Here is a 13,168-nt window from a genome sequence, read left to right on the forward strand (position 1 = left end):
ACGTGGGGCATGCCCGGGACCAGGCCCATGGCGATGAGGATGGCAGCCGAGATGGCCAGCGCCTTGGGCGAGGCGAACATCTGCCGCTGCACCTGTTGGCCCATATCCTCGGAGCTGGAGACGCGGGTCACCATGATCGCCGCGGCGGTGGACAGCAGCAGCGACGGCAGTTGCGCCACCAGGCCGTCACCGATGGTCAGCAGGGCGTAGACCTTGCCGGCGTCACCGAAGGACATGGAGTGCTGGATCACACCGATGGCGACACCGCCGATCAGGTTGATGAAGAGGATCAGCAGGCCGGCGACGGCGTCGCCGCGGACGAATTTCGAGGCACCGTCCATGGAGCCGTAGAAGTCGGCCTCCTGGGCCACTTCGGCGCGGCGCTTCTTCGCCTCGGCCTGCTCGATGAGACCGGCGTTGAGGTCGGCGTCGATGGCCATCTGCTTGCCGGGCATGGCGTCGAGGGTGAAACGCGCGCTCACCTCGGAGATACGCCCGGCGCCCTTGGTGACCACCACGAAGTTGATGATCATGAGGATCGCGAAGACCACGATGCCGACCACGTAGTTGCCGCCGATCACCACCTCGCCGAAGGCCTGGATCACCTTGCCGGCGGCGGCGTGGCCGTCGTGGCCGTGGAGCAGCACCACGCGGGTGGAGGCGACGTTCAGCGCCAGGCGCAGCAGGGTGGCGACCAGCAGGATGGTCGGGAACACGGCGAAGTCCAGCGGGCGCAGGGCGTACACGCTGACCAGCAGGACGACGATGGACAGGGCGATGTTGAAGGTGAACAGCACGTCCAGCAGGAACGGCGGGATCGGCAGCGTCATCATCGCCAGCATGGCGAGCAGCAGCAGCGGCACCCCGAGGTTGCCACGGCCCAACCCGGACAGGTTGCTGCGCACTGTTCCGATCAATTGCGTACGATCCACCCCGAACTCCCCTACCCTGGCGCGGGCCTGGGCCCGCCGACATCAAACTTTTGACGCCGTCGGTGGCGTCGCAGGGGTATTTGCAGGAAGTGTTCCAACTTTGCCGGGGCTAGCTGGGGCGCGGATTTCCGACGAAATTCCGGGGGGCGGTCAAGGCCAACGGCGGATAACCGCGAACGGTTATTCGCCCTACGCGGGGAGTGGCGACGTAGCCAGGCGTATCAGGATTGCTCCGGATTTTCCGGCCGCTCAGGACAACCCCCTCTCCCGCTTACGGGAGCGGGTTGGGGAGAGGGCGCTCTTGAGCCCCAACCTACGCCACCGGCAAAACCTGTTCGCGGGCAAGCTCGCTCCTACGAAAAACACCTCGGCATCGCCTCCCTGTAGGAGCGCGCCCTGCGCGCGAATCGCGGGCATGGCCCGCTCCTACAGGGGAATGGCGTGGGTGGGGCTGCGTAGGGCGCATAACGCCCCAAGCGTTATCCGCCGCCGTTCCGGCAGGCGAAAAAAAACCGCGGCCAAGGCCGCGGTTTTTCGTTGTCACGCCAGGATCAGTGAACCAGGATCGAGGCCTTCTTCAGGCGGACCTTCTCCGGGTTGATCAGGAAGCGGGCCAGGGCCGGCAGCAGCCAGAGCGCGCCGAACATGTTCCACAGCAGCATGAAGGTCAGCATCAGACCCATGTCGGCCTGGAACTTGATCGCCGAGAAGATCCAGGTGGCCACGCCGATGGCCAGGCACAGGCCGGTGAACAGCACGGCCTTGCCGGTGGACTTCAGGGTCTCGTAGTAGGCCTCCTGCAACGACAGGCCCTGGCGCAGGAAGGACTCCAGGCGGGTGTAGATGTAGATCCCATAGTCCACGCCGATACCCACGCCCAGCGCGATCACCGGCAGGGTCGCGACCTTCACGCCGATGCCGAGGGTAGCCATCAGCGCGTTGCCCAGCACCGAGGTCAGGATCAACGGCAGGACGATGCACAGGGTCGCGGCGAAGGAGCGGAAGGTGATCATGCACATGGCCGCGACGCAGATGTACACCAGGATCAGGATGATCAGCTCGGACTGCTTGATCACCTCGTTGGTGGCCGCCTCGATGCCGGCGTTACCCGCGGCGAGCTTGAACTTCAGGTCGTCCTTCTCGTGGTCCTTGGCGAATTCCTGCACGGCGGCCACGGCACGGTCGAGGGTCTCGGCCTTGTGGTCGTTGAGGAACACCAGCAGGGGCGCCAGCGAGCAGCTGCTGTTGTAGAGGCCGTCGGCGCGGCTGATCGAGTTGTTCAGCACGTCCTTGTTGCGCGACAGGGTTTCCCACTTCAGGTTGCCTTCGTTCATGCCCTTGATGACCTGCTTGGACACGGTCACCAGGGAAATGGCCGACTGCACGCCCTCGGTGTTCTCCAGCTTCCACGACAACTCGTCGATGGCCTGCAGGGTCTGGTGCGCGGAGCAGCCTTCGGCCGCCGACTCAACCATCACCACCAGCACGTCGGAACTGGTGGAGTAGTTGCGGATGATGAAGTCGTTGTCCTGGTTGTAGCGCGAGTCCGGACGCAGTTCCGGGGCGCCCTGGTCGAGGTCGCCGATCTTCAGGTGGTGGCCCTGCCAGAGACCGCCGGCGAACATCACCAGGGCGATCAGGATGGAGATGGGCGCTACCTTGGAGCTGGCGAAGTTGGACAGCAGGCGCCAGAACGGATGCTCGCGCACCGCGTCCTTCTTGCTGCGTTCCACCGCGCGCTTGCTGATGCCGATGTAGGAGATCGCCACCGGCAGCAGGATCAGGTTGGTGAAGACGATCACCGCCACGCCGATCGAGGCGCCGATGGCCAGCTCGCGGATCACGCCGATGTCGATCACCAGCAGGGTGATGAAGCCCACGGCGTCGGCGAGGATGGCGATCATGCCCGGCAGGAACAGCTGGCGGAAGGTGCGCCGCGCGGCCAGCAGCGGGGTTTCCGCGTCACTGGACTGCAGGGCGATACCGTTGATCTTCTGCACCCCGTGGGAGATGCCGATGGCGAAGATCAGGAACGGCACCAGCATCGAGTACGGGTCCAGCCCGAAGCCGATGGTGTGCAGCAGGCCGAGCTGCCAGATCACCGCCACCAGGGTGGTGGACAGCACGGCGATGGTGGAGCGCACGCACTTGGTGAACCACAGCAGCAGCACCAGGGTGATGACGAAGCAGATACCGAAGAAGCCGACCACCATCAGCAGGCCGTCGATCAGGTCGCCGACCTTCTTGGCGAAGCCGACCACGTGGATCTTCACGTTCGGGTTCTGCGCCTGGTACTTGTCGCGGATCTTCTCTTCCAGTTCATGGGAGAACTGGCGGTAGTCCAGCTTCAGCAGCTTGCTCTGGTCCTTGGCGTCCGGGTAGACCTCCAGCAGCGGCACGTCGACGATGCTCGACTTGAAGTTGTTCGCCACCAGGCGGCCGATCTGGCCGGACTTGAGCACGTTGTCACGGAGCTTTTCCAGGGCCTTGGCCGAGCCGTCGTAGGTCTGCGGGATGACCTCGCCGCCGGCGAAGCCTTCCTCGGTCACTTCGGTCCAGCGCACGCTGGGGCTCCACAGCGACTTCAGGCCGGAACGATCGACGCCGGGGATGTAGAACACCTCGTCGTGGATCTGCCGCAGGGTGTCCATGTACTCCTTGGTGAAGATGTCGCCGTTCACCGCCTCCACCGAGATGCGCACGGTGTTGCCGAGGTTGGAGAGGTCGTTGATGTGGCTCAGCATGTTCTGGATGAACGGGTGCTTGAGCGGGATCATCTTCTCGAAGCTGGTGGACGGCCGCACCTGGGTCGCCTGGAAGGCGAGGAACAGCGTCACCAGCAGGCAGATGGCGATCACGATGGGACGGTTGTTGAAGATCAGGCGCTCGAGCAAGGTCGCCTTGTCCTGGTGGTGCGAGTTGACTGCGTTCATGGCGTCCCCCGGCTCATTGTTGTTCTGTCAGCTCGGCGCCGGTCGCCGAAGCCAGGTGGATGCCGCCCTGGCCGACCAGCACCAGGTTGCCGTCGCCGGCCGCGCCGACGCCGGCCAGGGCCAGGCGGTCGGGGCGGTTGAAGATGCTGAAGGTCTGGCCGTCGTCCTTGCTCAGCAGCACGCTGCCGCCGTTGCCGACCACGGCGATGCTGCCGTCGGGCAGCAGCGAACCTTCGGCCAGGCCGAATTCCAGGTTGCCGTCACCGGCGATGGGCAGCGCGACCTGTTCCCAGTGGTCGCCGAAGTCGCTGGAGCGGAACAGGTGCCCGCGCAGGCCGTAGACCAGCACGGTGCCGGACTTGGCGGTGCCGACCGCGCCGAACAGCGAACCCTCGTAGGGGCCCTGGAGCTTTTCCCAGGTCTCGCCCCAGTCCTTGGACCGGAACAGGCTGCCGGACTCGCCGACCACCAGCAGGCCGGAGTCCTTCACGGCGGCGATGCCGTTGAGGTGGAACTGGTCTTCGTTGTCCAGCCGCGAGCTGACGTCTTCCCAGCTCTTGCCGCCATCGCGGGTTTCCAGCATGGCGCCATAGGCGCCCACGGCCAGGCCGTGGTTCTCGTCCTGGAACCAGACGTCGAGCAGCGGCGCTTCGCGCTTGAGGTCTTCGAACTGGCGGGTCCAGGTGGCGCCGGCGTCGTCGCTGACGAGAATCTGCGCGTCGTGGCCGACCGCCCAGCCCTTCTTGTCGTTGACGAAGTACACGGCGGTGAGCATCTGCCGGGTCGGCACCTTGGCCTGGGCCCAGGTCTTGCCGTTGTCGTCGGAGAACAGGATGTGCCCGCGATCGCCGACCGCCACCAGGCGCTTGCCGGCGTGGCTGACGCTCAGCAGCAGGCTGTTGCCGGCCTTGGCCGAACTGATGGCGTAGCCATCGTCGGCGCCGGCGGCGGCTTCGGCCGCGCTGGCGGCCAGCGGCGCGGCCGCCAGCCAGAGGAAGGAAAGCGCGCCGAGCAGCGAGATCGACTTGCGCAGGGGGAGGAGCGAGCCGGAAATCCGGTGTCCGAGCGAAGCTACGGACTGCTCGCGTATGGCGTGCCGCATGGGCTCACGCATATGCCTATACCTCTTTTTCTTATTGCAGGCGGATATGGAGTGAGCGTTATATGCCAGCCTTTCCCGGGGCTGACAATTAAAGGCGCGTTATCTTTTGTTAAGCACCACGGAACTCATCCAAAAGGACTAGGAATCGCTGCAGCCCAGTCGCCACGCGGCCTCCAGCGGATACAAAACAGATACCGTCGGTAACACTCAGGCTATTGAGCGGCACTTCCGAAGCCCTTGCGGAAACACTCGGACACTTGCCGCAGCGATCGTTCCACGGGCATTCCGGCGACAGTAACAGGCAATAAAAAAGGTGTTACCGGCGTGCGCCGATAACACCTTTTCGTCGAGCGTTTCGCGGATCAGGCGAGGCTCTTGCTGACCACCTCGTAGACGTCGCTGGACAGCTCGCCGGCGCTCAGGATGCGCTCCAGTTCCGCGCGCATCAGGGCCTGGCGCGCCGGGGCGTACTTGCGCCAGCGGGTCAGCGGCACCAGCAGGCGCGAGGCGATCTGCGGGTTGAGCGCATTGAGGGTGATCACCTGGTCGGCGAGGAAGCGGTAGCCGGCGCCGTCGGCGCGGTGGAAGTTGACCAGGTTCTGGTTGGCGAAGGCGCCGATCAGGGCGCGGATCTTGTTCGGGTTCTTCAGGGTGAAGGCCGGGTGGCCCATCAGCGCCTGCACGCGCTCCAGCCCGCCGGGCTGGGTGCAGCCGGCCTGCACGCTGAACCACTGGTCCATCACCAGCGGGTCGTCCTTGAAGTAGTCGGCGAACATTTCCAGGCCCTTGGCCTTCTCGTCGGCGTACGGCGAGTTGACCAGCACCGCGAGGGCGGTGAGGCGTTCGGTCATGTTGTCGCAGGCCTCGTACTGCTCCAGGCAGGCCGCCAGCACTTCGTCGCCACCTTCGAGCATCAGGTAGGACAGCGCGATGTTCTGCAGGCTGCGCCGGGCGATGTGCTCGGCCTCGGCCACGTAGGGCGTCTTGCGCGATGCCTCGCGGTTGGCCTGGTAACGCTTCCACAGCGGCTCGCGCAGGGCCTGGGCGATACGCTTGCGGGCGAATTCGCGGGCGGCGTGGATGGCGTCGACGTCGGCCACCTCGCTGAGCTCGGTGAGGTAGGCCTCGCTGGGCAGCGAGAGCATCTCGGCGACCATCGCCTGGTCCAGCGCGTTGTCCTGCAGCAGGGTGCCGAAGGCGGTGATCAGGCGTTCGTCCAGCACCAGCGCTTCACCGCGCTGGTGCTGGCCGACCAGCTCCTGGAGCACCTGCACCGACAGTTGCTGGCCGGCGTCCCAGCGGTTGAAGCCGTCCTCGTCGTGCTGCATGAGGAACATCAGTTGGTCGCGGCCATAGGGGAAGCTCAGTTTCACCGGCGCGGACAGGCCGCGCAGCAGCGACGGCAGCGGTTTCTCGGCGAGGCCGACGAAGGTGAAGGACTGCTCCGCCGCGTTCACCTGCAGCACGCGGTTGCTGCCGTGGGCGGTGTCCTCGCCCTGCAGGCGCAGCGGCAGCGGGTTGCCCAGGCCGTCCAGCAGGCCCATTTCCACCGGGATGACGAAGGGTTGCTTGTCCTGCTGGCCGGGGGTCGGCGGGCAGCTCTGGCGGAAGGTCAGGGTGTAGCTCTGCGCCGCCGCGTCGTAGCTCTCCTGCACCGCCAGGCGCGGGGTGCCGGACTGGCTGTACCAGCGCTTGAACTGGGTCAGGTCGACGCCATTGGCGTCTTCCATGGCCTTGACGAAGTCGTCGCAGGTCACCGCCTGGCCGTCATGCCGTTCGAAGTACAGGTCGGTGCCTTTGCGGAAGCCATCGGCGCCGAGCAGGGTGTGGATCATGCGCACCACTTCCGAACCCTTCTCGTAGACGGTCAGGGTGTAGAAGTTGGAAATCTCGATGAACGAGTCCGGGCGCACCGGGTGCGCCATGGGGCCGGCGTCCTCGGCGAACTGGTTGGTGCGCAGGAAGGCCACGTCCTCGACGCGCTTGACCGTGCGCGAGTTCATGTCGGCGGAGAACTCGCTGTCGCGGAACACCGTGAAGCCTTCCTTGAGCGACAGCTGGAACCAGTCGCGGCAGGTCACCCGGTTGCCGGACCAGTTGTGGAAGTATTCGTGGGCCACCACGCCCTCGACGCGCTGGTGCGCGGCGTCGGTGGCGGTCTCGGCCTTGGCCAGCACGCAGCTGGAGTTGAAGATGTTGAGCCCCTTGTTCTCCATGGCGCCCATGTTGAAGTCGTTGACCGCGACGATCATGAAGATGTCCAGGTCGTACTCGCGGCCGTAGACCTTCTCGTCCCAGCGCATGGACTTCTTCAGGCTGTCCATGGCGTGCTGGCACTTGTCGATGTTTTCCGGCTCGACGTAGATCCGCAGGGCGACTTCGCGCTCGCTCATGGTGGTGAAGCTGTCTTCCACCGCCCAGAGGTCGCCGGCGACCAGGGCGAACAGGTAGGCCGGCTTCTTGAACGGGTCCTGCCAGGTCGCCCAGTGCCGCCCGCCCTCCTCGGCGCCGCTGGCGATGGGGTTGCCGTTGGAGAGCAGCACCGGGTACTTGTGCTGCTCGGCCGAGACGGTGGTGGTGAAGCTGCTCATCACGTCCGGGCGGTCGAGGTAGTAGGTGATCTTGCGGAAACCTTCGGCCTCGCACTGGGTGCAGAACATCTTGCCGGACTTGTACAGGCCTTCCAGGGCGGTGTTCGTCTCCGGGTGGATGCGCACGCTGCTGTCGACGGTGAACTGCTTCGCGGTCGGCTGCAGGGTCAGGTGGTTCTCGTCCAGCTGGTAGTCGCCAGCCTCCAGGGCGCGGTCGTCCAGGGACACCGAGAGCAGTTCGAGCTGCTGGCCGTCGAGCACCAGCGGCGGCAGGCCCTCGCCGCGCTCCGGGTTGCGGCGCATGACCAGTTGCGCGTGGACCAGGGTGTGGTCCTCGTACAGCTCGAAGGTCAGGGTCGTCTCGTCGATCAGGTACTCGGGCGCCTGGTAATCCTTGAGGTAGATGACTTTCGGTTGCTCGGTACGCATGGCTTCTGGTCCCTTGGAAGGCGGCCGGCGGATCGCGCCGGCCGGGAGAACTAGTTAAGCACTGACGGCAAGCTGGTACGCCGTGTACTTGCGGATATTGATGACGCCGGTATCGAAGATCAGGTACTGGCCCTTGATGCCTTGCAGGGTACCCTCCACCACCGGCGTCTTGTCCAGATCGAAGCTGGTGATCTTCGCCAGGTAGGCTTCCACCGGGTAGCGGATCTCGATCGGCGCGAGGTCGGTGACCGGCTGGATCGCCTGCAGGCCGAAGCGCTGCTGCAGCTCGCGCAGCCCCTCGGCGCAGTGTTCGAACAGCTGCTCGCGGATGGCCACCAGGTCCATCGGCTCGGCCTCGCCCTTGAGCAGGGCGCGCCAGTTGGTGCGGTCGGCCACCTGGCTGCGCAGCAGGTCCTCGACCAGCCCGGACTGCTGCCGGGTGGCCACGCGCAGGATCGGCAGCGCCTGGCGCGCGCCCTGGTCGATCCAGCGGGTCGGCACCTGGGTGGCGCGGGTGATGCCCACCTTCACGCCCGAAGAGTTGGCCAGGTAGACCACGTGGTCGGTCATGCAGAAGCGCTCGCCCCACTCCGGCTCGCGGCAGGTGCCTTCGGCGTAGTGGCACTTCTCCGGGCTGACGATGCAGCTGTCGCACTGCGCCAGCTTGGTGAAGCAGGGGTAGCAATAGCCCTGGCTGAAGCTTTTCTTCGTCTTGCGCCCGCAATGGCAGCAGTGGATGGCGCCCAGGTACTCCAGGCGCAGGGTCTTGCCGATCAGCGGGTTGACCGCCACCTCCTCGTCGCCGAGGCGGAAGGCGTACTGCACGGGGCTTTCAAGGCGCGCCGACATCTTGCTCAGGGCGCCGCGTCCAAGCTCGTTCATCGATCAGTGCAGGGTGTTGGTCGAGAACAGGATGTTCGGGATCGGCTCGGCGTGCGAGGCGCACTCCTGCGGGCCCATGTAGCCGGTGCGCTGGTCCTCGGGCAGGTTCTGCAGTTCCCAGGCGATGACCGCCTGCAGGCACAGCTCTTTCTGCTCCGGGGTCAGCTTGCGGCCATCCGGCCATTTGCCGATCTCCACGGCGAGCTTGAGGCTCTCGTAGATTTCCGGGGTGATGTTCTCGATGGTTTCGGCGAAGGACGACATGCGGCCGGCTCCTGCTGGGGGCAAAGCCGGCATTCTACCGGGCCTGGCGCTTCGGCGCACGGACACAGGTCAGGCGGCGGATTCGCGAGCAAGCTCGCTCCTACAGGGGGCGCCGCTTTTCCGTAGGAGCGAGCTTGCTCGCGAACGCTCACATCCCCCGTCGACGCGCCAGCAACCCGCCCAGCGCGCCGGTCAGGCAACCGATCAGCAGGCCGCCGACGTGCGCGCCGTTGGCGATGGAGCCGAAGCCGAGCAGGTCGATGACGCCCGACAGGCACACCAGCAGCCAGATCAGCATCATCCCCACCACGCCCTTGGGCAGGCGGTAGGCCGGGGTCGGCGCCAGCAGCTGGAAGATCCAGCAGTGCCCGAGCAGCCCGTAGAGCACCCCGGACAGCCCGCCGAACAGGCTCGGCCCGCTGGCCAGGAACTGCACGACGTTGGACACCAGGCCGAAGCCCAGGCTCAGCCCCAGCAGCATCAGGCCGCCCTGGCGGTACTCGATGCGCCGGCCCAGTTCCCAGAACCACATGCCGTTCATCGCCAGGTGCAGCCAGCCGAAGTGGATCAGCATCGGCGTCAGCAGCCGCCACCACTGCCCCGCCTCCAGGCCATGGGCCAGCGGCACGAACATCAGGCGGTCGTCACCGACCATGCGGAAGTCCTGGAAAGTGAACCAGCGCAGGGTGTCCGGGTCGCTGCCGAGCAGGGTCACGGCGGCGACCAGCAAGGTCGCCAGCAGCACCAGGGCGGTCATCCGGCTCAGGCGCAACTGTTCGGCGAAACCGGGGCCATGACGCCGCCGCCGAGGCGCCGCCGCCAGCTCCGGATCGCCCTGCGGGAAGCGCTGGTAGAGTTCGCGCACCTGCTCCGCCAGGCCTTCGTCGGGTACCCAGAGCACCTGCTCGCCGGACTCTTCGCTGACCCGGAACGGCAGGTTGAGGCGCTGCAGCAGGCCGACGAAACCGGCCAGGTCCGCCGACAGGGGAAGGCGCATCGCCACTATCGCAGTCACTGATCCTCTCCCGGACGTTTCACGTCCACCCAGACGAACTTGTCGCGCTGCAGGCGCGTTTCCTGGTCCAGCCGGTAGGCCACCAGCTTGCCGTACATCACCGCGCTGTAGTCCAGGCAGGCCAGGTTCGGGCGGATCGGCGCCGGCGCGCCACGCCGCCAGTAGTGGCCGACGAACAGCAGCGGCTCGTCGGCGCCATAGCTCAGCAGGCTGGATTTCTGCTCGGCGCTGAGGCGCTCGGCGGCCACCTCGTCGGGCAGCGCATCGGGCTGGAAGACGATGTCGCCGTAGGTTTCCGGCGCGCGGTCCTCTTCCCAGAACTTGGTGCGGAAGAAGGCCCGGGTGAAGCCATCGCCGCCGGTCAGGGTCATGCCGTGCGGCAGGCGCATGTCGGTGCCGCGCAGCAGGCGGTTGCACACCTGGTAGGCGAAGCTGCCGTGCTCGGCGGAGGCTTGCAGGAAGGCCTCGTCGATGCGCCCGTCGGGGAACTGCCGGCGCAGCGAGTCGATCAGCTCGCCGTCCCAGCACGCGTGGACCATGCGGAAGCGCCCGGCGTCGAGGAACAGCGGCAGGCGCTGGAACCAGCCGAGGAAGTCGCGCCAGTCGCCCGGGTGGCCCTCGAACTGGTCCAGGGTTTCCTGGATCAGCCGCGCGTGGCGCGGGGTATGCTCGCGCAGGTACTGGCGGCCGCTGCCCGGCGCCGCCGGAGTGGACCAGCCGAGCAGGTTGTACTCGTGGTTGCCCATGATGCACAGGGCCTCGCCGGCGGCGACCATGTCGTGCACCCGGTGCAGCGCCTCGCGGATGCGCGGGCCACGGTCGACGATGTCGCCGAGGAACAGCGCCTGGCGCCGCGGGTGGCGCCAGACGCCACCGCGCAGCTGGTAGCCCATCTGTTCCAGCAGGCGGTCGAGGGTGTGCGCGCAGCCATGGACGTCGCCGATCAGGTCGTAGCCCCGGCCGGGGTCGAGTTCGCTCACTCGTTGCTCCCGAGGCGGCTGCCCCAGCCGAGCTTGGTCCGGCAGACCTCGTAGTAGTTGTGGTCGATCGGGTGGATCAGGCGCAGCTTCTGCGGCTTCTTGCTCACCGTGATGATGTCGCCGGGGGCGCAGGTGAAGTGGTTCTGGCCGTCGCAGGACACCTGCGGGTAGATCTGCATGTTCGGCGACACCACGATCTTCAGCTCGCTGTTGCCGTCGACCACGATCGGCCGGCTGGACAGCGTGTGCGGGTACATCGGCACGATGACGATGGCATCCAGCTTCGGGTGCATGATCGGCCCGCCGGCGGACAGCGAGTAGGCGGTGGAGCCGGTGGGCGTGGCGACGATCAGGCCGTCGGCCTTCTGGCTGCAGACGAACTGGCCGTCGATGTGCAGCTCGAACTCGATCATCCGCGTCGACTTGCCGGGGTGCAGCACCACGTCGTTGAGCGCGTCGCCCTGGCCGATGGACTCGCCGTGGCGGCGCACCTGGGCGTCGAGCAGGAAGCGGCTTTCGACGATGTACTGGCCGCCGAGCACCTCGGCGACCTTGGTTTCCAGCTCATCCGGGCGGATGTCGGTGAGGAAGCCCAGGCTGCCGCGGTTGATGCCCAGCACCGGCACCTTGTGCCGGGCCAGGGCGCGGGCCGCGCCGAGCATGCTGCCGTCGCCGCCGACCACGATGACCAGGTCGCAGATCTCGCCCATGATCTTCCGCTGGCAGGTCTGCAGGCCGTGGCCGGGCAGGACTTCGGCGATGGTGTCCTCGAGGATCACGTGCAGGTGCCGCTCGGTGAGGAAGCGCTTCAGCCGGCGAATGGTTTCCAGCACCTGGGTGCTGCCGAGGCGGCCGATGATGCCGATATTGCGAAAGGATTCCATGAGACTCCAGGCGGCGGTGCGAGCGGGGAATCCAGGAATTATGGGCGAAACGCCCGAACAGCGGCAAACCCGCGCGGTGGCCGTCGCGAACGGCTAGGCTGCACCCATGACTCCATCGCCCTCCCCGCTCGGCGAACTGCTCGCCGAACTGCGCCAGCCCCAGGTCCGCGATCTCGCCTGGACCCTGCTCGCGGAGCCGATGCTCGCGGCCGGCGCCCTGCCCCTGCGCCACCCGCTGGCGGCCAGCCGCTGGCTGCGCGAGCCGCAACGACTGGTCGCCTGGCTGCTCGACCTGGAACGCGCGCCGCAGGCGCTGCACGCCTGGCTGCAGGCGGCGCCGCAGCAACGCCTGGGGCGTTACTACGAGCGCCTCTGGCAATTCGCCCTGGAGCGGGCGCCGGACCTGCGCCTGCTCGGCGCCAACCTGGCGGTGCGCGAAGGCGGCCACACCCTGGGCGAGCTCGACCTGCTGCTGGAGGACGACCAGGGCCTGCACCACCTTGAGCTGGCCATCAAGCTCTACCTCGGCCCGGCGCCGGCCGGTCCACGCGACTGGCTGGGGCCGGGCGCGGAAGACCGCCTGGCGAACAAGCTGCGCCACCTGCGCGAGCACCAGTTGCCGCTGTCCGACAGCGAGCACGGCCGCGCCCTGATCGCCCAGCTCAGCCCCGCGCCGCCGCAGGCCGCGCTCTGGCTCGGCGGCTACCTGTTCTACCCCTGGCCCGGCGCCTGCCCGCCACCCCAGGACGCCAACCCGGCGCACCTGCGCGGCACCTGGCTGCATCGCCAGGACTGGAAGGACTATCGGCAACGCACCGAGGGACGCTGGCAACCGCTGCCGCGCGGCGAATGGCTGGCCCCGGCGCGCAAGGCCGAAGCGGAGACCTGGACGCAAGAGACCTTCGACGCCTGGCTGGCGCAGTTGCCGGACGACGCGTTCCCGCAACTGCTGGTACGCCTGGAGGCGGAGCAAGGCGAATGGCACGAGGCCGAGCGGCTGTTCCTGGTCGGCGACCATTGGCCACGGGTGCATAACGGCTATTCCCACTGACCCGTTACGCGCGCCGAAGCCCCGTAGGGCGCATAACGCCCAAGGCGTTATCCGCCGTCGGCGTTGGCGCGAAAAGCCAACGGCGGATAACCGCGAACGGTTATT

10 protein-coding genes are annotated in these 13,168 nt (G+C 66.9%); 1 reads left to right on the top strand and 9 read right to left on the bottom strand.

Annotated features, from left to right (window positions below; translation table 11 throughout):
* The 9 genes from P3W75_RS02760 to P3W75_RS02800 all read right to left on the bottom strand — a co-directional run.
* Positions 1 to 932, bottom strand: a 932-nt coding sequence (locus P3W75_RS02760; RefSeq protein ID WP_276225845.1) for an FHIPEP family type III secretion protein, incomplete at its 3' end; no start/stop codon positions are given.
* Between the two features lie 551 nt (positions 933 to 1,483).
* Positions 1,484 to 3,865, bottom strand: a complete 2,382-nt coding sequence (locus P3W75_RS02765) for an efflux RND transporter permease subunit (RefSeq protein WP_276225846.1) — start codon at positions 3,863 to 3,865, stop codon at positions 1,484 to 1,486.
* A gap of 13 nt (positions 3,866 to 3,878) precedes the next feature.
* Positions 3,879 to 4,979: a YCF48-related protein gene (locus tag P3W75_RS02770; protein WP_276225847.1), complete on the bottom strand. Its 1,101-nt coding sequence runs from the start codon at positions 4,977 to 4,979 to the stop codon at positions 3,879 to 3,881.
* 350 nt (positions 4,980 to 5,329) lie between these two features.
* Positions 5,330 to 7,987, bottom strand: coding sequence for an aminopeptidase N (gene pepN, locus P3W75_RS02775; protein WP_276225848.1), 2,658 nt, complete (start codon positions 7,985 to 7,987; stop codon positions 5,330 to 5,332).
* Between the two features lie 54 nt (positions 7,988 to 8,041).
* Positions 8,042 to 8,869: a DUF2797 domain-containing protein gene (locus P3W75_RS02780; RefSeq protein WP_276225849.1), complete on the bottom strand. Its 828-nt coding sequence runs from the start codon at positions 8,867 to 8,869 to the stop codon at positions 8,042 to 8,044.
* A gap of 3 nt (positions 8,870 to 8,872) precedes the next feature.
* Positions 8,873 to 9,133: a YeaC family protein gene (locus tag P3W75_RS02785; protein WP_276225850.1), complete on the bottom strand. Its 261-nt coding sequence runs from the start codon at positions 9,131 to 9,133 to the stop codon at positions 8,873 to 8,875.
* Positions 9,134 to 9,281: 148 nt separating this feature from the next.
* Positions 9,282 to 10,130, bottom strand: a complete 849-nt coding sequence (locus P3W75_RS02790; RefSeq protein WP_430765331.1) for a rhomboid family intramembrane serine protease — start codon at positions 10,128 to 10,130, stop codon at positions 9,282 to 9,284.
* 14 nt (positions 10,131 to 10,144) lie between these two features.
* Complete coding sequence (locus P3W75_RS02795) at positions 10,145 to 11,128, bottom strand: metallophosphoesterase (RefSeq protein WP_276225852.1); 984 nt, start codon at positions 11,126 to 11,128, stop codon at positions 10,145 to 10,147.
* Positions 11,125 to 12,012, bottom strand: coding sequence for an NAD(+) kinase (locus P3W75_RS02800; RefSeq protein ID WP_276225853.1), 888 nt, complete (start codon positions 12,010 to 12,012; stop codon positions 11,125 to 11,127). Before P3W75_RS02800 ends, P3W75_RS02795 begins: the two co-directional genes overlap by 4 nt.
* A 106-nt stretch (positions 12,013 to 12,118) precedes the next feature.
* Between P3W75_RS02800 and P3W75_RS02805 the strand changes: the two genes are divergently transcribed.
* Positions 12,119 to 13,063 (top strand): DUF1853 family protein, encoded by a 945-nt coding sequence (locus P3W75_RS02805; protein ID WP_276225854.1) that lies wholly within the window; start codon positions 12,119 to 12,121, stop codon positions 13,061 to 13,063.
* Positions 13,064 to 13,168: the final 105 nt, after the last annotated feature.

It is taken from the genome of Pseudomonas citronellolis (assembly GCF_029335315.1).
Taxonomy (GTDB): Bacteria; Pseudomonadota; Gammaproteobacteria; order Pseudomonadales; family Pseudomonadaceae; genus Pseudomonas; species Pseudomonas citronellolis_A.

Coding starts and splice junctions, on each gene's coding strand:
- P3W75_RS02765 (WP_276225846.1), bottom strand. CDS start 3,865: ATGAACGCAGTCAACTCGCACCACCAGGACAAGGCGACCTTGCTCGAG.
- P3W75_RS02800 (WP_276225853.1), bottom strand. CDS start 12,012: ATGGAATCCTTTCGCAATATCGGCATCATCGGCCGCCTCGGCAGCACC.
- pepN (WP_276225848.1), bottom strand. CDS start 7,987: ATGCGTACCGAGCAACCGAAAGTCATCTACCTCAAGGATTACCAGGCG.
- P3W75_RS02805 (WP_276225854.1), top strand. CDS start 12,119: ATGACTCCATCGCCCTCCCCGCTCGGCGAACTGCTCGCCGAACTGCGC.
- P3W75_RS02790 (WP_430765331.1), bottom strand. CDS start 10,130: ATGCGCCTTCCCCTGTCGGCGGACCTGGCCGGTTTCGTCGGCCTGCTG.
- P3W75_RS02780 (WP_276225849.1), bottom strand. CDS start 8,869: ATGAACGAGCTTGGACGCGGCGCCCTGAGCAAGATGTCGGCGCGCCTT.
- P3W75_RS02785 (WP_276225850.1), bottom strand. CDS start 9,133: ATGTCGTCCTTCGCCGAAACCATCGAGAACATCACCCCGGAAATCTAC.
- P3W75_RS02770 (WP_276225847.1), bottom strand. CDS start 4,979: ATGCGTGAGCCCATGCGGCACGCCATACGCGAGCAGTCCGTAGCTTCG.